The following is an 18,012-nucleotide window of genomic DNA, read 5'->3' on the forward strand; positions in this document are numbered from 1 at the left end:
TCTAGGAGCGGCTTCCCGCGTGCGCTCGCTTCGACGCTCGCTTCGCTCCGGTTGCGACCTTCGCTTTCAGCACCGCGACAGGCAGGTGACCGAACAGTGCAGAGAGCTGAAGCTTGTCCCTGCCAAGTTCGGTCGCAAGTCCGGCGGTACCGATTGTGCCGTCGAAAGAGTCTGGGCGCGGCCATGCCCGCCCGCCCTGCGTGAACGGGGCGAACCACCGACCGACGGCGACGACGACCGCATCGCGACCGTGGCGCCGCGCGAATGCGACGACATGATCGCAATGCGGACCGCTTACCGCGAGCGGCTCGTAGTCGCCGTTCGTGAAGACGTCAGGCATCTCGTTGCGCAGCCGCAGCAGGTGACGTGTCCACGCCAGCTTGAGGCGGCCGTCGCGCCAGCTCTGCGCTAGTGCGTCCCAATCGGACCGTTCCACCGTCGCGAGCGTCTTCGCGCGCCTGGCAAAGTCGACCGGACGGCGGTTGTCGGGATCGACCAGCGATAGGTCCCACGTTTCCGTGCCCTGATAGAAATCTGGCACACCAGGCATCGTCGCCTTCAGCGTGATCTGACCGAGCGAGTTCAGCGCGCCGATCAGCGCGGTGCGTTGCGCCAGCGTATCAAGAGCATCGAGGAATTCAGGGGAAAGCTTGCGATCGAGGATCCGGTCGATGAAGGTCGTGACGCCGGCCTCGTAAGATTCGTGCGGATTGAGCCAGCTCGTCTCCTGCTTGCCCTCGCGCGCCGCCTTCAGCGCATAGGCCTGGATGCGCGCGACAAGCGACGCGTCGTCCGGATCCCAGGCGCCGAGCAGAGCCTGATACAGCATATATTCGAACGTCGCCGATGGGGCGCGCATGTCGCCGTCGAGCACAAGATGCGGCGCGTTCAGCACCTTCCAGCGCGCCACCGCGCTGGTCCATTCGCCCGGAATTTCGGCGAGCGCCATGATCCGCGCGCGTGCGTCCTCGCCGCGCTTGGTGTCGTGGGTCGCGGTCGCCGTCATTCCGTGCGGCAGCTCATGGGCGCGGGCCTTCATCATGTCGTGGAAGCGCTCGGCGGAGAGCGCGCTCGCTGCCGGATCGCCGCCGACCTCGTTGAGCGCGAGCAAGCGGTGGTAGCGGTAGAAGGTCGTGTCCTCCAGCGACTTCGCCATCATCGGCCCGGTGAATTGCTGCACCTTCAGCGCGAAGCGGCGGACCCGCGGCGCGCCATGCGGCGGCCGGCCGGGCTTGAGCAGGTCCATGGTCAGCGCATCGCGCAGGAAGTCGAAGATGCCTTCGTCGGCGGCGAACCAGTCGGCGCGGGCGCGCCCGATCGCGGCGCTGATCAGCGCGCGGTCGTGCCCCGTCGGGCCGGCACCGGCGAGATAAGTGCGATAGACCGGGAAATGCAGCACGTAGAGCTCAAGTGCCTGCCGCAGGCTGTCGGCTGAAAAGTCGCGGGTCGAATAGTGACCGCTGGCAATGCGCGCCAGCAGCCGCGCGAGCACCGTGAATTCACTGGTCAGCAGCGTCTCGAGCACGCGCTGCTTGGCCTCGCGCAGTACCGGGGTCAGGTTCGGCGACTGGTTGCTGATCTGGCGCCAGATCTCGCTGAGCGGATCAAGCCCGCTACCTTCGACCAGAACCCGGCTGATCGCGTTCATCCACTCGTAACCGGTGGTGCCGTGGACGGCGCTGAATTTCGGCAACTTCTCGCCCTCGCCGAGAATTTTCTCGACCACCATGTAGAACGGCCTTGCCTTGGCGCCTTGCGCGGAGCGGATCAGGCGGCGCAGCCGCTGGAAATATTGCGCGGGATCGCGCAGGCCGTCGATATGGTCGAGCCGCAGGCCCTGCAGCCGGTCCTCCGCGATGAGCCGCCTCACCAGGCTGTGGCTCGCCTCGAAGGTGTCGGCATCCTCGACCCTGAGGCCCGCCAGCGTGTTGACGTCGAAGAAGCGGCGGTAATTGATGTCGCTGGAGGCGAGCCGCCAGTGACCGAGCCGGTAGTGCTGGCGTTCCATCAGCCGATGCAGCGCCAGCGTCTGGGTGGGGCCGTCGCCGGCGCGATAGGCGGCAATGCCGCGCGTAATGATCTCGGCGCCGCCGTCGACCGCGCGCAGCTCCGCCTTGAAGGCCGGAGCCTCGGCGCGATTGGGATGACGCAGCCCCCTGTAGCGTGCCGCGAGAGCGAGCATGGCCCGCCCGGCCGCGCTGTCCTCGGCTGCGGTCTCCCTGACAATGGTCCGCAACACATCGCCATAGCGTTCCGGCGCGATCGGCAGCCGGTGCTCAAAATACCACGCCGAGAAGCTGCCCTCGCGCTCGTCATAGCGCAGCTCGATCTCGCCGCGCTCCAGCGCCTGCCCGTAGGATGAGCCGAGGATCGGCAGCAACACGCCGCCGCGCGCGCGATAGGGCAGCTGGTCCCAGTCGATGTCGAAAGAGACCGCGTGCGGCGACAGCGGACCCCATTCCAGCACGTCGAGCCACCACGGATTGTCGGCGAAATGCACGCCGACATGGTTCGGCACGAAGTCGAGGATCAGGCCGAGGTCATTCTGCTTCAACGCATCGCTGAGCCGGGCAAAACCCTCTTCACCGCCGAGCTCCGGATTGAACTTGGTGTGGTCGACAACGTCATAGCCGTGCGTCGACCCCTTACGCGCTTTCATGAAAGGCGACGCATAGAGGTGGCTGATGCCGAGCGCCTTCAGATACGGCACGACGTTCGCGGCGGCATCGAAATTGAAATCGGCGGTGAGCTGCAGGCGGTATGTCGCGATCGGGATCGCCCGGGGCATTGCGCTATCCGATGTACCAGCGCACCGACCACGGCGCGATGCGGTCCGACGATGCATGACCCCAGATCAGGCGTCCCGTCGGCTGAACCGGGCTTGCGATCTCCCGGTCCGACAAGTTGACCGCGAGCTGCAGTGTGCTCCCATCGCCCATCGTCCAATGTGCGGTCAGCAGATCGCCCGTGATGCGAGCATCGCCGAAGCGAGCGGCCGCGAGCCGCGGCGCGATCTCGCGGCGTCGGACGGCGAGCAGGTCGCGCACCAGCGCCAGCCGCGCGCGGCCCGGGCTGTGGTCGAGGGCCGTCCAGTCAAGCACGGCCGATCGCAGGGTGTCGTCGGCGAGCGGATCCGGAATGTCGTCGCCATATTTCGCGTAGGCCCAGGCGAACTCCTTGCGCCGGCCCTTGCGAACCGCGTTGGCCAGATCGCCCTTGAAATCGCAGAAGAACGGAAACGGTGACGTCGCGCCCCATTCCTCGCCCATGAACAGCATCGGCGTCGTTGGCGCGATCAGCGTGACCGCCAGCGCGGCCGCGACCGCTTCCGGCTTTGCGACGCCCACGAGACGATCGCCCAGCGGCCGGTTGCCGATCTGGTCGTGGTTCTGCAGGAAATTGATGAAGCAGGTCGGCGCCCGCGCGCCGCTCGGCTCGCCGCGGGCCTTGCCGCCCCAGAAGGTCGAGACCTCGCCCTGATAGACATAGCCGGAGGCCAGCGCACGCGCCAGATCCTGCTTCGGCGCGCGCCGATAGTCGCCGTAATAGCCCTGCGTTTCGCCGGTCAGGATCACGTGCCAGGCGTGGTGATAATCGTCGTTCCACTGTCCGCGATACTTGCCGCGCGGCGGGTCCTCCGTGGCGTCCAGCAGGCTTGCGATGTTATCGCCGTTTTCGAGCACGAGGTTGATATGCCGTCCGGTCTCCGCGGCGAGGCGTCCTGCCGCGTCGCTGAGATCGTGCAGGATGGAGACTTCGCCGGCTTCCACAATGGTGTTGACGGCATCGAGCCGCAGCCCGTCGAAGCGATAGTCGCGCAGCCAGTTCAATGTGTTGCCGATCGCGAAGGCGCGCACTTCGGGTACGCGATAATCGATCGCGCTGCCCCATGGCGTGTGCGCATCGCTGAAGAAGGAGGGTGCATAGCGGCCGAGGTAATTCCCCTCGGGCCCGAAGTGATTATAGACCACGTCGAGCATCACCATCAGGCCGCGCTGATGCGCCTCGTCAATCAGCGTCTTCAGATCGTCGGGGCGTCCATAGGCGCTGTCGGGGGCGTACCACAACACGCCATCATAGCCCCAGTTGCGGCGGCCTGCGAAATCCGCGAGCGGCATCAATTCCAGCGTGGTGATGCCGGTCGCGACAAGATGATCGAGCTTGTCGATCATGGCACGATAGGTGCCCTCGGGCGTGAAGGTGCCGACATGAGCCTCGAGAATGACGGCTTCATGCCAGGGCCGCCCGCGCCATCCCGTCGCGCGCCATTTGAAGGCCGCGTGATCGATCACCTCGCTCGGGCCGAACACGTCATCCGGCTGGAACGCGGAGGCCGGATCGGGGACGTCGACCTCGTCATCGATGCGAAATTTGTAGCGCGTGCCGGCCCTTGCGCCCGGTATCTCGGCGACGTACCAGCCGCCTGCGTCACGTGTGAGCGCATGGGGCTTCTCGAGCAGGAGGTCGGCGCGCTTTGCCGCCGGCGCCCACAGCCGAAAGCGCGCGCCGTCGGATGTCAGCTGCGGACCGAAATGCTGCGCATTCATGTGACCCCCGCAAACGCGAGCACCGAGCGTGGCGGCGCCTTGGTGTCGGCGCCGCCAGCGAATTGCTCGGGCATCTGCACCGTCTCGGTTGTGTTCAGAACCTGCTCCCAGGCTCTGATGTCTTTCATAACCGGCATTTTGAAGAGGATCTCCTCGGGGGCGGCATTCAGCACGATAAAGATCGGCGCCTGTCCTGGTTCCATCGGCCCGAGCACATAGGAGAGGAAGCGGCCTTCGGGGAATTTCCAGTCGGACTCCTTCATATCTTCCGATGCGGGCGTCAGCCACAGCACGCCGTAGCTGCCGTCGGTGCGGCGGCCATCGAGCCAGCGCTGGCAGCGGATCTGCCTGAAGCGGCGGCGTAGCCCGGTCAGATGCGCGATGAAGCCGGTGAAGTCGTCCTCGCTGCCGAGATTCTCCCAGCCGATCCAGCCGGTCTCGTTGTCCTGGCAATAGGCGTTGTTGTTGCCGGCTTGCGTGTTCGCGACCTCGTCGCCGGCCAGGATCAGCGGCGTGCCCTGCGCGAGCAGCAGGCAGGCCAGCGCATTCTTCCTGAGCCGGCGGCGCAGCGCGTTGATCTTGGGATCGTCGGTCGGGCCCTCATGGCCGCAATTGTTGCTGTGATTGTCGTTCGAGCCGTCGCGATTATCCTCGCCGTTGGCTTCGTTGTGCTTCTCGTTGTAGCTGAACAGGTCGGCGAGCGTGAAGCCGTCATGCACGGTGATGTGGTTGACGCTGGCGCGGGTCGCGCGGTTGTCGTGGTGAAACAGGTCCGAGGAGGCGGTCATGCGGCTCGAGATATCGCCGATCAGACTGCCTTCGCCGCTCCAGTAGCGTCGCATCGCGCTGCGATAGCGATCGTTCCATTCCGACCATTGCGACGGAAACGCGCCGACCTGGTAGCCGCCGAGGCCGAGATCCCAGGGCTCGGCGACGAGCTTCACGGTCGCCAGCACCGGGTCTTGGCGCACCGCGGTCAGGAACGAGTGCCCGCGGTCGAAACCGTTCGGCCCGCGCGCCAGCGTGGTGGCGAGGTCGAAGCGAAAGCCGTCGACATGGCAGACCTCGACCCAGTAGCGCAGCGAGTCCATCACCATCTGCATCACGCGCGGATGGGTGAGGTTGACTGAGCTGCCGCAGCCGGTGAAGTCATCGTAGTAGCGCGGGTTCTCGCGGTTCAGCCAGTAATAGGAGGCGTTGTCGATGCCGCGGAAGCACAGCGTCGGGCCCATATGGTTGCCCTCGGCAGTGTGGTTGTAGACGACGTCGAGCAGCACCTCGATGCCGGCGTCGTGCAGCCGTGCCACCGTGGTGCGGAAGGAGTCGAGCGCATTGTCCTGCGCGTAGCGCGCCTCCGGCGCGAAGAAGGCGATCGTGTTGTAGCCCCAGTAATTCGCCAGCTTCTTCTCGATCAGGATGCGGTCGTCGATCAGTCCGTGGATCGGCAACAGCTCGATCGTGGTGACGCCGAGCCGCTTGAGGTGATCGATCATCGCGGGCGACGATAGCCCTCCATAGGTGCCGCGCAGGCCCGGCGGCACGTCCTCGCGCCTCTGCGTCAAGCCCTTGACGTGGGCTTCATAGATGATGGTGTCTTCCCAGGGAATCTGCGGCCGGATCTCGCGGCGGCCCCAGTTGAAGGTCTCGTCGACCACCACCGCCTTCGGCATGCCGCGGGCGTTGTCGCGCCGGTCGAAGGAAAGGTCCTCGCGCGCGCTGCCGGTGCGGTAGGCGAAGTGCGCGTCGCTCCACACCAGCCGCCCGGCGAGCCGCTTGGCATAGGGATCGAGCAGCAGCTTGTTGGGATTGAAGCGGTGGCCGCGCTCCGGCGCGTAGGGCCCGTAGACACGATAGCCGTAGAGCTGGCCCGGCGAGACATCGTTGAGATAGCCGTGCCAGACGTCCTCGGTGCGCTCCGGCAGTTCGATCCGCTCGAGCTCGCGGCGGCCCTGACCGTCGAACAGGCACAGCTCCACCTTCTCCGCATTGGCGGAGAACAGCGCAAAATTGGTGCCCCTGCCGTCCCAGCTTGCACCAAGCCGCGAGGACGTCCCCTCGGTCAGTCGCATGGATCAGCTTTCCGGTACGAGAAAGATCGCAGCCAGCGGCGGAATGGTCAGGCTCAGCTCGGGCGCGTCGCCCTCCGAGGCACGGACCTCGCCGACATTGCCGACATTGCTGCCGCCGTAATGCGCCGAGTCCGAATTGAGCACTTCGCGCCATTTGCCAGCGAACGGCACGCGGACACGGTAGTTGCGATAGACGTTGGGCGAGAAGTTCGCGACCACAAGGCAGCGGGCCCGCTCGCCGCTGCCCTTGCGAATCCAGGCGAACACGTTGTTGTTGGCGTCGTCGGTAACAACCCATTCGAAGCCGGCCTGATCGCAGTCGAGCTCATGCAGCGCCGGCAGTGCGCGATAAAGGCGGTTGAGGTCGCGGACCAGATTCTGGACGCCGGAATGTCGCGGCTGTTCCAGCAGGTGCCAGTCCAGCGAGTGATCGTGGTCCCATTCGCGCTCCTGGCCGAATTCGCAGCCCATGAACATCAGCTTCTTGCCGGGGTGGCCGAACATGAAGCTGTAGTAGACGCGGAGGTTGGCGAAACGCTGCCAGTCGTCGCCGGGCATGCGTCCCAGGATCGAACGCTTGCCGTGCACGACCTCGTCATGCGACAGCGGCAGAATGAAGTTTTCCGAGAAGGCGTAGTGCAGACCGAACAGGATGTCGCCGTGATGGTATTTGCGGTGGATCGGATCCTTGCCGATGTATTTCAGCGTGTCGTGCATCCAGCCCATGTTCCACTTGTAGCCGAAGCCGAGCCCGCCATATTCGACCGGCCGCGATACCTGCGGCCAAGCGGTGGATTCCTCGGCCGCCGTCGTCGCCTTGGGAAAGTGCGCGAACACCTCGGTGTTGAAGCGGCGCAGGAAGTCGATGGCCTCGATGTTCTCGCGGCCGCCATACTTGTTCGGAATCCAGCCGCCGGCGGGGCGGCTGTAGTCGAGATAGAGCATGGAGGCAACGGCATCGACGCGCAGCCCATCGACGCCGTAGCGGTCGAGCCAGAACAGCGCATTCGACACTAGGAAATTGGTGATCTCGGTGCGCCCGTAATTGTAGATCAGGGTGCCCCAGTCGAGATGACGGCCCTGCAGCGGGTTGGCGTGTTCGTAGAGTGCTGTGCCATCGAAGTGGCCGAGCCCGTGCGGGTCGTCAGGAAAATGCCCGGGGACCCAGTCGAGCAGCACGCCCAGCCCCTCGCGATGGCAGGCATTCACCAGCGCCGCGAAGTCGTCCGGCGAACCGAAGCGGCTGGTCGGCGCGAACAGGCCGGTCGGCTGGTAGCCCCAGGAGCCGTCGAACGGATGTTCAGTGACGGGCAGGAACTCGACATGCGTGAAACCCATATCCCTGATATAGCCGGGAAGCTGTTCCGCCATGTCGCGATAGGTCAGCCACTCGTTGTGACCCTTGCGCCGCCAGGAGCCGAGATGGACCTCGTAGATCGAGACCGGCGATCGCAGCGCATTGACGGCGTCGGGGGCCGGGCGCGGACGCGGGATGGTGCGTTCGTCGAACACGATCGATGCGGTCTTCGGACGGACCTCGGCCGCGAAGGCTAGTGGATCCGACTTTAACGGCAGATGCTGGCCGTTCCGTCCGATGATCTCGAACTTGTAGTGGTCGCCGACGCGCGCGCGCGGGATGAACAGCTCCCAATAGCCGACGCCGCGGACCCGCATCGGGTGCCGCCGGCCATCCCAGAAGTTGAAGTCACCGACCACGCTAACGCGCCGCGCGTTCGGCGCCAGCAGCACGAAGCCGATGCCGTCGACGCCATCCAGCGTCATCGGGTGCGCGCCGAGCGTATCGTAGATGCGGAGATGCGTGCCTTCGCCGAGCAGATAGAGATCGAAGTCGCTCAGGATCGGCGGAAACCTGTAGGCGTCCTCGAACTCGACGACGTTGTCGCCGAACCGCGCACGGAGCTGATAGCGCGTGGAGCCGTTGGGCAGTGGGCCGGCGAACAGCCCGGCGTCATGAATCCGCGTGAGCGGCGCCGTCTCGCCATGCTCACCGATCGCTTCGACATTGCTGGCGTCCGGCAGGAAGGCGCGCACGACGTTGCGGTCCCCCTCGACGTGGAGGCCGAGATAGTGAAAGGGATCCGAGTGGCGGCCCTCGATGATGGCATAGGCCTCGGCAGGCAGTTTGCTCATGCGACCTCATGCGGCTGTTCCGCCAGGATTCTCAACAAGCCGGTCAGCGGAATCCGCAGCCAATCCGGCCTGTTGGCGAGCTCATATTCGATCTCGTAGAGGGCTTTCTCAAGCAGGAAAAAGCTGAGCAGGCGGTCGGCCGCCTTGGCGTCGGCAGGCCACAGGCGCTGGCCGGCCATCGCCTCGCGATAGCCTGCGAGGAAAGCGTCCGTTGCCCGATCGCGCCATTCGCCCAGCGCGATGCTCAATCTGCCGCTCTCGTCCGGCGCGACCTTGAGCGCGCGTTCCAGCGCGGCTGTCATCGCATAATCGATCGAGCGGATCAGGCCCGCGACGTCGCGTGCAGCCGGCGCCTTGCGGCGGCGCTCGGCGATCGTGCGGCCCGGGCCTCCGTCGAAATCGATGATGAACACGTCGTCCTTGACGACCAGCAGCTGGCCAAGATGCAGGTCGCCATGATGGCGGATGTTGAGCCCTTCGGTCTCGCGCGGCAACAGGGCCTTGAGCCTATTGGGCAGCGTGTCGTGCTGCGCCTGCAACTGGTCGGCCAGCAACCGGTCGGCCTCCTTCAGGCTGTCGCGGCGCTGCTTCAGCGTGTCGAACACGCGCTCGGCGCGCGCCATGATCTCGTCGTTCCAGCGCTGCAGGTCCTCGGGCCGGGTCGGCTCGGGCGCGAAGTCCGGCAGGTCCCTGTTGCTGGCGAGCGCGAGATGCAACTCGGCGAGGCGCTTGCCGGCCTGCGACATGTGGCGCAGATAGGTTGCTTGATCGCCGTTCTCTACCGGGTCTTCGCTCGCCGCGAGCAAGCGTTGCTTTTCGACAAGGCGATCCAAATGCGCGACCCCAACCGCCCAGAGGTCGCCCTGATTGACGACCATGGCATGCAGAACCGCGATGGCGCTGCGCTTGTCGCCCTCGATCAGTTCGGCCGTGCCGAGCAAAGCGGGAGTGTTCGGGAAACCGATCACTTCGGTGAGGAAGCGGCTCATTTCGATCTCCGGATTGATGCCGACCTCGAGCTTCCGGTAGATCTTGGTGACATATTCGTTGTCGACCAACGCGGTTGAGTGCGGCTGATCGTTCTCGAAGACGCGAATGTGCTCCGGCTGCCGGACCGGCCTGTCGGCGAAACGGCTGGTCGGCCGGAATTCGAGTTTCAGGCCCTGCTCGCCTTCATCGACGGTCAGATTTTCCCGCAGATTGCGCAGGAACAGTCCGGTGAAAATCTGGTCGGTGGCGACGTCGAGCAGCGTGCCCTCGCGGGCGCCCTGCCGCACGGCGGCGAAGGCACGCGGGTTGTAGCGCTCGCGGTCGAAGCGCACCCATTCGATCTGCATCGGCAGAACGTAGCGACTGGTCGTGCCGCGCTCCGTGGTTTCGAAGAAGATCAGCCAGGGCCGGTTGTCGCCGATGTCGCAGAACGGGATCGCGGACATCAGCGTCGGCTGGATCGCCCTGGCGGAGTGCTCGGGGTACCATCGCGTGCGGGCGAGGTGGCCGGGCAGCACGTCGTGCTCGAACACACCGCGAGTGCGTGCCAGCGAGGTCCAGGTGGAATTGAGGGGCACCACCAGCGTCTCGAACTCCGGCACTGCGCGCGGTGGCACCGGCTCGGACTTGTCGCGTTCCTGCAGCTGGAACCAGTAGAAGCCGTAGGGCGCGAGCGTGATCATGTAGGGCAGCTCGCCGATCGCCGGGAAGCGGGTCCGTCCGAGCATCTCCAGCGGAATGCGGTCCTTGAAGGCGGAGAGGTCAAGCTCGGTCGCCTGCGCCGAGCGCGACAGATTGGCAACGCACAGGATGGCCTCGCCCTGGTACTGGCGCACATAGGCGAGCACCGACCGGTTCTCCGGGCGGATGAATGTCATGGTACCGCGCCCGAACGCCAGCGTCGACTTGCGCACCGCGATCAGCCGCTTGGTCGCAGAGAGCAGGGACGACAGGCTGCGCGACTGCGCCTCGACGTTGACGGCCTCGTAGCCGTAGACCGGATCCATGATCATCGGCGCGTAGAGCCGCGCGGGGTCGGCGCGCGAGAAGCCGCCGTTGCGGTCCGGCGACCACTGCATCGGCGTGCGCACGCCGTTGCGGTCGCCGAGATAGATGTTGTCGCCCATGCCGATCTCGTCGCCGTAGTAGATGATCGGCGTGCCCGGGAAGGAGAGCAGCAGCGAGTTCATCAGCTCGATCTTGCGCCGGTCATTGTCCATCAAGGGCGCAAGCCGCCGGCGGATTCCGACATTGATCCGCGCGCGCGGATCGTTGGCATAGGTCGACCACAGATAGTCGCGCTCGACGTCGGTCACCATTTCCAGCGTCAGCTCGTCGTGATTGCGCAGGAACAGCGCCCACTGGCAGGCGGCGGGGATGTCTGGCGTCTGCCGCAGGATGTCGGTGATCGGAAAGCGGTCTTCCTGCGCGATCGCCATGTAGATGCGCGGCATCAGCGGGAAGTGATAGGCCATGTGGCATTCGTCGCCATGGCCGAAATACTCCTGCACGTCCTCCGGCCACTGATTGGCCTCGGCCAGCAGGACCTTGCCCTTGGCGTAGGCGTCGAGCTCCTGCCGGAGCTGCTTGATGATGGCGTGCGTCTCCGGCAGGTTCTCGTTGTTGGTGCCGTCGCGCTCGCAGAGATAGGGAATGGCATCGAGCCGGAACCCGTCGACGCCGGTGTCGAGCCAGCGCTTCATCACCTGCACGATCGCGCGCACCACGCGCGGATTGTCGAAATTCAGGTCCGGCTGATGCGAGAAGAAACGGTGCCAGTAGAACTGGCCGGCCTCCGGATCCCACGTCCAGTTGGACTTCTCGGTATCTGTGAAGATGATCCGGGTGCCCGGATACTTCTGGTCGGTATCGCTCCAGACGTACCAGCTCCGCGCGCTCGAGTTCGGCGGGCTGCGGCGCGCGCGCTTGAACCAGGCGTGCTGGTCCGAGGTGTGATTGACGACGAGCTCGGTGATGACGCGGAGGCCGCGCTTTTTCGCCTCCTGGATGAAGCGCTTGAAATCCTTCATCGTCCCGAAATCGGCGTTGATGTCGCCATAGTCGGCGATGTCGTAACCGTCGTCGCGGCCGGGCGAGGGATAGAACGGCAGCAGCCACAGCGTGGTGACGCCGAGTTCCTGCAGATAGGGCAGCTTTTCCGTCAGGCCTGCGAAGTCGCCTATGCCGTCATTGTTGCTGTCGGCAAACGCCTTGACGTGAAGCTGATAGATGATGGCGTCCTTGTACCAGAGCTCGTCCGCGGTCTCGGTCGCGATCTTCACCTTGGTATCGACGGTGGAGAATACGTTCATGACGGCTCCTTCAGGCCACGCAGCGCAACAGCCGCGCGGGATCGCGCTCGGGATCAATATGCAGGCGTACACCTCCCCATTCGAGTGTATGACGCTCGCCGGTGACGAGGTCTTCCACGGCAGCGACCGGACGGCGCGCATCGCCAGGGCCGACCCTGGTGTCCCCGAGTGGAAGCCAGATGTCGTGCACATCGGGTGACAATGCGATCACGGCCGCGATCACATTGGTCTGATCGACGGACTCCTTGACAAAGCCGATCACATTGCCGTCCTCGACGCCGATAAAACGCAAATTGCTCGTCTGTTGCAGCGCTGAATTGCCGCGCCTGATCCGGTTGAGGGCGGCGACATACGGCCTGATGTTCCCGGGCTGTTCCCAGTCCCGAACCCTGATCTCGTATGTCTCCGCGTTGAGATATTCTTCCCGGCCGGGGACCGGGGCATGCTCCAGCAGCTCGAAGCCGCTGTAGATGCCGTAATTGCTCGACAGCGTCGCGGCGAGCGCGAGACGCGACTTGAACATCCAGGATTCGCCGCTTTGCAGGTGGAAGGGCAGGATGTCAGGCGTGTTGACGAAGAAATTCGGCCGAAAGAAGTCGCGCTCGGGATAGGAGATCAATTCGCCGAGATGCCGCTCGAGCTCCCAGCGCAGCGTGCGCCAGGCGAAGTAGGTATAGGACTGCGTGAAGCCGAGCTTTGCCAGGCCCTTCATCAGCTTCGGCCGCACCAAGGCGCCCGCCAGGAAGATGACCCCGGGATCGTGACGCTGTACCTCGCGGATCAGCCATTCCCAGAAGCCCAGGGGCTTGGTGTGCGGATTGTCGACCCGGAAAATCCTGACGCCCTGGTCGACCCAGAACAGGACCACGTCACGCAGCGACTGCCACAACGCAGCGGCGTCCTCGCTTGCGAAGTCGGGATCGACGGCATCGTCTCGTCGCGGCCCGTCCTCGGCAGGGCGCATCGATCCGTCCGGGCGTCGCTTGAACCATTGCGGATGCTGCTTCAGCCAGGGGTGTTCAGGCGAGCATTGCACGGTGAAGTCGAGCGCGACCTCCATGTCATGCGTCCGGCTGGCTGCGACGAAGGCACGAAAATCCTCCAACGTGCCGAGTTCAGGGTGTACGGCGTCGTGGCCGCCATCCGCCGTGCCGATCGCGTAGGGGCTGCCGGGATCGCCGGGCTGCGCGGTTGCCGTATTGTTGCGGCCCTTGCGGTGCTCGCGTCCAATGGGGTGGATCGGCGCGAGCAGGACGACGTCGAAGCCCATCGCGGCGATGTCGGGCAGTCGCGCGATGCAGTCGTGGAAGGTCGCATGCGCGCCGGGCACCTTGCCCTGGCTGCGCGGAAACATCTGGTACCAGGCGCCATAGCGCGCCCGCGGCCGGTCAGCGATCAGGGGAAATAGCTGAGATCGAGTTACATCGGAACGAAACTGGCTGCCTTCCATCGCCTCCTTCAATTCCGGCGCGAGCAGCGCGCCGGCCTCACCGGTCTGCAGGTAGATTTCGCATTGCCTGATGATCACGGCAGCTGCCGCCGGACCCCCCGCCTGCGCCTGGGTCAGCATGCCCGCGCCTTCGATCGCATCCAGCGTGAGGTCGTTGTTGCTTTTCTGCTTCTGCTCGAAGCGCTGCCGCCAGCTGGCGAATTCGTCGGTCCACGCCTCGATCGCGAACGTGTAACGGCCGGGCCGATCAGGAACGAAGGCGCCGCCCCAGCGATCATCGCTGTGTAGCGTCATCGGCGCGTGCTGCCATTCGTCGTCGCCGTCATGCCGCCACACCAGTGTGGCGGCAATCACGTGATGTTCGTCGCGGTAAATGTCAGCCCACACCTCAACGGGTTCGCCCACAATGCGCTTGACCGGAAAACGGCTGCAATCGACCGACGGATAGACGTCGGTGATATGAAAAGTGCCGTTGGCACTCTCGACAGGTCGGGCAGTTTTGGTCACGGTGATGCCGCCATCGAACATGCAAATGACGTCCCGGCGGCGGGAAGGAGGCGCGCCAGACCCATATAGAAAGTCGCTCGCCGGGCATTGGTTCCCGGCGGGAACGCGAGGCGGGGTAGAGCGTTGAGCATCGTCTATCCCTTTCCTTTATCTGGACAATTTAGCAACGAGCGAAATGCCGTTGCAAGCAAGCAGCGTGCCGAATGGACCTTTACGCCAAAGCCAGAACCCTGGGAATCCAGACTGAATATATCGATGGCAGTGGTCACCGCCGTGTGACGACGCCTGCGGCGCTCTCGGCGATTCTCGATGCGCTGCCCCCCCAGACACCGCGCCGGCTCATCGCCGATCCGGTGGTCATTCGCGCCGGTCGCGCCCCGCGAACGGAGCTCTCGGAGGTCGCCCGGCTTCCGGTGCAGTGGAAGGTCACGAATGGCTCCGGCGTGCTCGCGCAAGGCGAGGCGCGCGACCGGAGCGTGGCTTGGCCGGCCGATCTGCCCGGAGGCGTGCATCGCCTGCACCTGTCGGATGCGTCCGGCACGAGCGAAGAGGTGCCGCTGCTGGTTGCGCCGGAAGGGGCCTTTGGCGGCGACTTCGATCGTTGCTGGGTGATCGCCGTGCAGCTCTATGGCGTCCGCTCCGCGCGCAACTGGGGCATCGGCGACTTCACCGACCTGCATCAGTTGCTCGAATTCGCCCATCAGGTCGGCGCCGACGGTATCGGGCTCAATCCGCTGCACGCATTGTTCGACGATCGGCCCGGCGATTGCAGCCCTTACTCGCCGAACAGCCGGCTGTTCCTCAACGCGCTGTACATTGACGTCGAAGCCATTCCCGAGTTCCGGATCGATGCGGAGACGCAGGCCGCACTGGCGCAGCTCCACACCCGCGACATGGTCGATTATGTTGCGGTCGCTGCGCTGAAGTGGCGCGCGCTGCGCGCGGCCTTCGCAACCTTCAAGGCCAATCCAGGCCTTGGCCGCTGGCAGGATTTCGAGACCTATCGCAGCGAACAGGGCGCGCTCCTGTCGCACTTCGCCTGCTTCGAGGTCGTCAGGCACAAATTCAAAACGCCGTGGTGGGAATGGCCGGATGAATGGAGGCAACCCAACGACACGGCATGCGCGAAGTTGCGCAGGGCACATGACACCGCCGCCGAGGTCGAGTTCGTCGAATTCGTGCAGTGGATCGCCGATCGCCAGCTCGGCGCCTGCCAGGCGCTCGCGCACAAGCTCGGCATGCGCGTCGGGCTCTATCTCGACGTCGCCGTCGGCGTGCAGTCGGACGGCTTCGACGCATGGAACGAGCAGACCGCGATCTCGCGCCACCTCGGCGTCGGTGCGCCGCCGGATCCGCTCAACACCGCCGGTCAGGATTGGGGGCTCGCCGGCTTCAATGCCGCAGGCCTCGAACTGCGCTCCTTCGAGCCGTTCAGGCAGATGCTGCGCGCCGCGATGCGGCATGCCGGCGCCGTCAGGCTGGACCACGCGTTCGGACTGAAGCGGCTCTATCTCGTGCCGCGGGGCTTCGGCCCCGCCAACGGCGCCTATGTGCTGATGCCGTTCGAGGCGCTGCTGGCGGCGACCGCACAGGAGAGCGTGGCCAATCGCTGCGTCGTGATCGGCGAGGATCTCGGCACCGTGCCGGAGGGGTTTCGCGAGCAGATGAATGGCTGGGGCATCTGGTCCTACCTCGTGATGATATTCGAAACCGACGAGCGGGGTGCCTTCCGTAACGCCGACTATTACCTCGCCGATGCGCTCGTCACTTTCAACACCCACGACCTCTCGACCTATGCCGGCTGGCGCTCCTTCAGCGATCTCAAGACCAAGCGCGCGCTCGGGATCGATCCCGGGGAAACCGACGAGGGACGCTGGCACGCACTCGGCCAGTTCGACGACGTGCTGCGCCGGCACGACATCCACAACCACGATTTCTATTCGGTGGTGAGCTTCCTGGCGCGGACCCGATCGCGGATGACGGCGGTTTCGATGGAGGATCTGCTCGGCCTGGTCGAGCAGCCCAATATTCCGGGCACCGTCTACGAACATCCGAACTGGCGGCGGCGGCTTCCGGTCTCGATCGAGCATCTGTCGTCGGCGATCGACCTCGAAGCGCTCAAGCGTGCGACCCGTGAGCGGTCGCGCGCAAGCTAACGCGGAGCGCAGCACTTGGCCTCGCGGATCGAAGATTATGGACTGATCGGGGACTGCGAGACCGCGGCGCTGGTCGGCCGCGACGGATCGATCGACTGGCTGTGCTGGCCGAACTTCGATTCTGATGCCTGTTTCGCGGCGCTGCTCGGCAAGTCGAGGCATGGCCGCTGGCGGATATCGCCCGCAGGCGGGATCACCGGGACGTCGCGCCGCTACCGGGACAATACGCTGATCCTGGAGACGCGGTTCGAGACGGATCGCGGCGTGGTCGTGCTGATCGATTTCATGCCGCCGCGCGGCAAAGCCTCCGACGTGGTCCGCCTCGTCCGCGGGATCAGCGGCCGGGTCAAGATGCGCCTGGACCTGGTGATCCGCTTCGGCCTCGGGATCGATGTGCCCTGGGTGAGGAGGAATCCGGATGGGCCCGGGCTGCTCGCGATCTGCGGGCAGGACATGATCGTGCTGCGCACTCAGGTCGAAACCCGCGGCGAGGACTTGACCACGGTGGCCGACTTCGAGGTCGGTGAGGGGGAGACGATCCCCTTCGTGCTGACCTACGGCCCGTCGCATCTTCCGGTCCCGGAGCCGATCGACCCGGAAGCGGCACTGAAGGATGCCGAGGACTACTGGACCGAATGGTGCAACCGATGCAGCTATCACGGTGTCAACCGCGCCCTCGTCGTCCGCTCGCTGATCACGCTGAAGGCCCTGACGTTCCGGCCGACCGGCGGCATCGTCGCGGCGCCGACCACCTCATTGCCGGAAAAGCTCGCGGGCGCGCGCAACTGGGACTACCGATTCTGCTGGCTGCGCGATGCCACCTTCACGCTGCTGGCGCTGATGAACTCGGGCTATACCGAGGAAGCGGCGGCCTGGCACAGCTGGCTGCAGCGGGCGGTGGCCGGAACGCCGGCAGACATGCAGATCATGTACGGCATCATGGGCCAGCGCCGGCTCCTTGAATGGGAGGCCGGATGGCTGCCGGGCTATGAAGGGGCCCAGCCGGTGCGCATCGGCAACGCCGCGCATGCGCAGCTGCAACTTGATGTCTACGGCGAATTGATCGATGCCTTCCACCAATCCCGCATGGCCCAGCTCAAACTCGGCGAGGAGAACTGGTCGCTGGAATGCACGGTGATCGATCATCTCGCCGATGTGTGGGACAAGCCGGATCACGGCATCTGGGAGCGCCGCGGCGAACCCAGGCACTATGTCTTCTCCAAGGTCATGACCTGGGTCGCCTTCGACCGCGCCATCAAGAGCGCGGAGCGGTTCGGCTTCAAGGCGCCTCTGGTCAAGTGGCGGGTGTTGCGCGAAGCCATCCACCGCGACGTCTGCCAGAACGGCTTTGACCGCGACCTCAACAGCTTTGTCGAAAGCTATGGCTCGAAGCTGCTCGATGCCAGCATTCTGCTGCTGCCGGCGGTCGGCTTCCTGCCGCCGACCGATCCGCGTGTCCGCGGCACGATCGATGCGATCGAAAGATACATGATGCGCGACGGCTTTGTGCTGCGCCATGATCCGCGCGAGGTGTCCGACGAGACGCAGCCGATCGAGGGGGCGTTCCTTGCCTGCAGCCTGTGGCTCGCCGACGCCCATGTGCTGGCGGGCGATCTTGACAAGGCGCAGACCATGTTCGACCGGGTGGTGGCCGTCGCCAACGACCTCGGCCTGCTCGCGGAGGAGTTCGATTCAGGCGCTGGCCGGCAGACCGGCAACTTCCCGCAGGCTCTGACCCATATCGCGCTGATCAACACCGCGCACAACCTCAGCGAGGCCATGGCGGAGGCGGGGAAGCCGGCGATGCAACGCTCGAAATAGAATCGATCT

Annotated in this window: 8 protein-coding genes; 2 read left to right on the forward strand and 6 right to left on the reverse strand. The window is 65.1% G+C overall.

Annotated elements, in window-relative coordinates; all coding sequences use genetic code 11:
* Position 1 precedes the first annotated feature (1 nt).
* The 6 genes from treY to MTX23_RS08500 are packed head-to-tail and all read right to left on the reverse strand — an operon-like array spanning position 2 to position 14,047.
* On the reverse strand, positions 2-2,788 hold the full coding sequence (treY, locus tag MTX23_RS08475) for a malto-oligosyltrehalose synthase (RefSeq protein WP_280976172.1): 2,787 nt from the start codon (positions 2,786-2,788) through the stop codon (positions 2-4).
* Between the two features lie 4 nt (positions 2,789-2,792).
* Complete coding sequence (treZ, locus tag MTX23_RS08480) at positions 2,793-4,547, reverse strand: malto-oligosyltrehalose trehalohydrolase (RefSeq protein ID WP_280976174.1); 1,755 nt, start codon at positions 4,545-4,547, stop codon at positions 2,793-2,795.
* Positions 4,544-6,616, reverse strand: a complete 2,073-nt coding sequence (glgX, locus tag MTX23_RS08485) for a glycogen debranching protein GlgX (protein WP_280976175.1) — start codon at positions 6,614-6,616, stop codon at positions 4,544-4,546. The genes treZ and glgX overlap by 4 nt, the downstream gene beginning before the upstream one ends.
* 3 nt (positions 6,617-6,619) lie before the next feature.
* Complete coding sequence (glgB, locus tag MTX23_RS08490; RefSeq protein WP_280976176.1) at positions 6,620-8,767, reverse strand: 1,4-alpha-glucan branching protein GlgB; 2,148 nt, start codon at positions 8,765-8,767, stop codon at positions 6,620-6,622.
* Positions 8,764-12,069, reverse strand: coding sequence for a maltose alpha-D-glucosyltransferase (treS, locus tag MTX23_RS08495; protein ID WP_280976177.1), 3,306 nt, complete (start codon positions 12,067-12,069; stop codon positions 8,764-8,766). Before treS ends, glgB begins: the two co-directional genes overlap by 4 nt.
* Positions 12,070-12,079: 10 nt before the next feature.
* Entirely contained in the window at positions 12,080-14,047 is a 1,968-nt protein-coding gene (locus MTX23_RS08500) for an alpha-1,4-glucan--maltose-1-phosphate maltosyltransferase (RefSeq protein ID WP_280976178.1), read from the reverse strand.
* A 182-nt stretch (positions 14,048-14,229) separates the two neighbouring features.
* Here MTX23_RS08500 and malQ point away from each other — a divergent pair, with 182 nt between their 5' ends.
* Together malQ and MTX23_RS08510 are read left to right on the forward strand one after the other, a co-directional pair.
* Positions 14,230-16,182, forward strand: coding sequence for a 4-alpha-glucanotransferase (gene malQ, locus MTX23_RS08505; protein WP_280976179.1), 1,953 nt, complete (start codon positions 14,230-14,232; stop codon positions 16,180-16,182).
* A gap of 15 nt (positions 16,183-16,197) precedes the next feature.
* Positions 16,198-18,003 (forward strand): glycoside hydrolase family 15 protein, encoded by a 1,806-nt coding sequence (locus tag MTX23_RS08510; protein WP_280976180.1) that lies wholly within the window; start codon positions 16,198-16,200, stop codon positions 18,001-18,003.
* Positions 18,004-18,012: the final 9 nt, after the last annotated feature.

Origin of the sequence: Bradyrhizobium sp. ISRA436 (genome assembly GCF_029910015.1) — a bacterium.
Classification (GTDB): Bacteria; Pseudomonadota; Alphaproteobacteria; order Rhizobiales; family Xanthobacteraceae; genus Bradyrhizobium.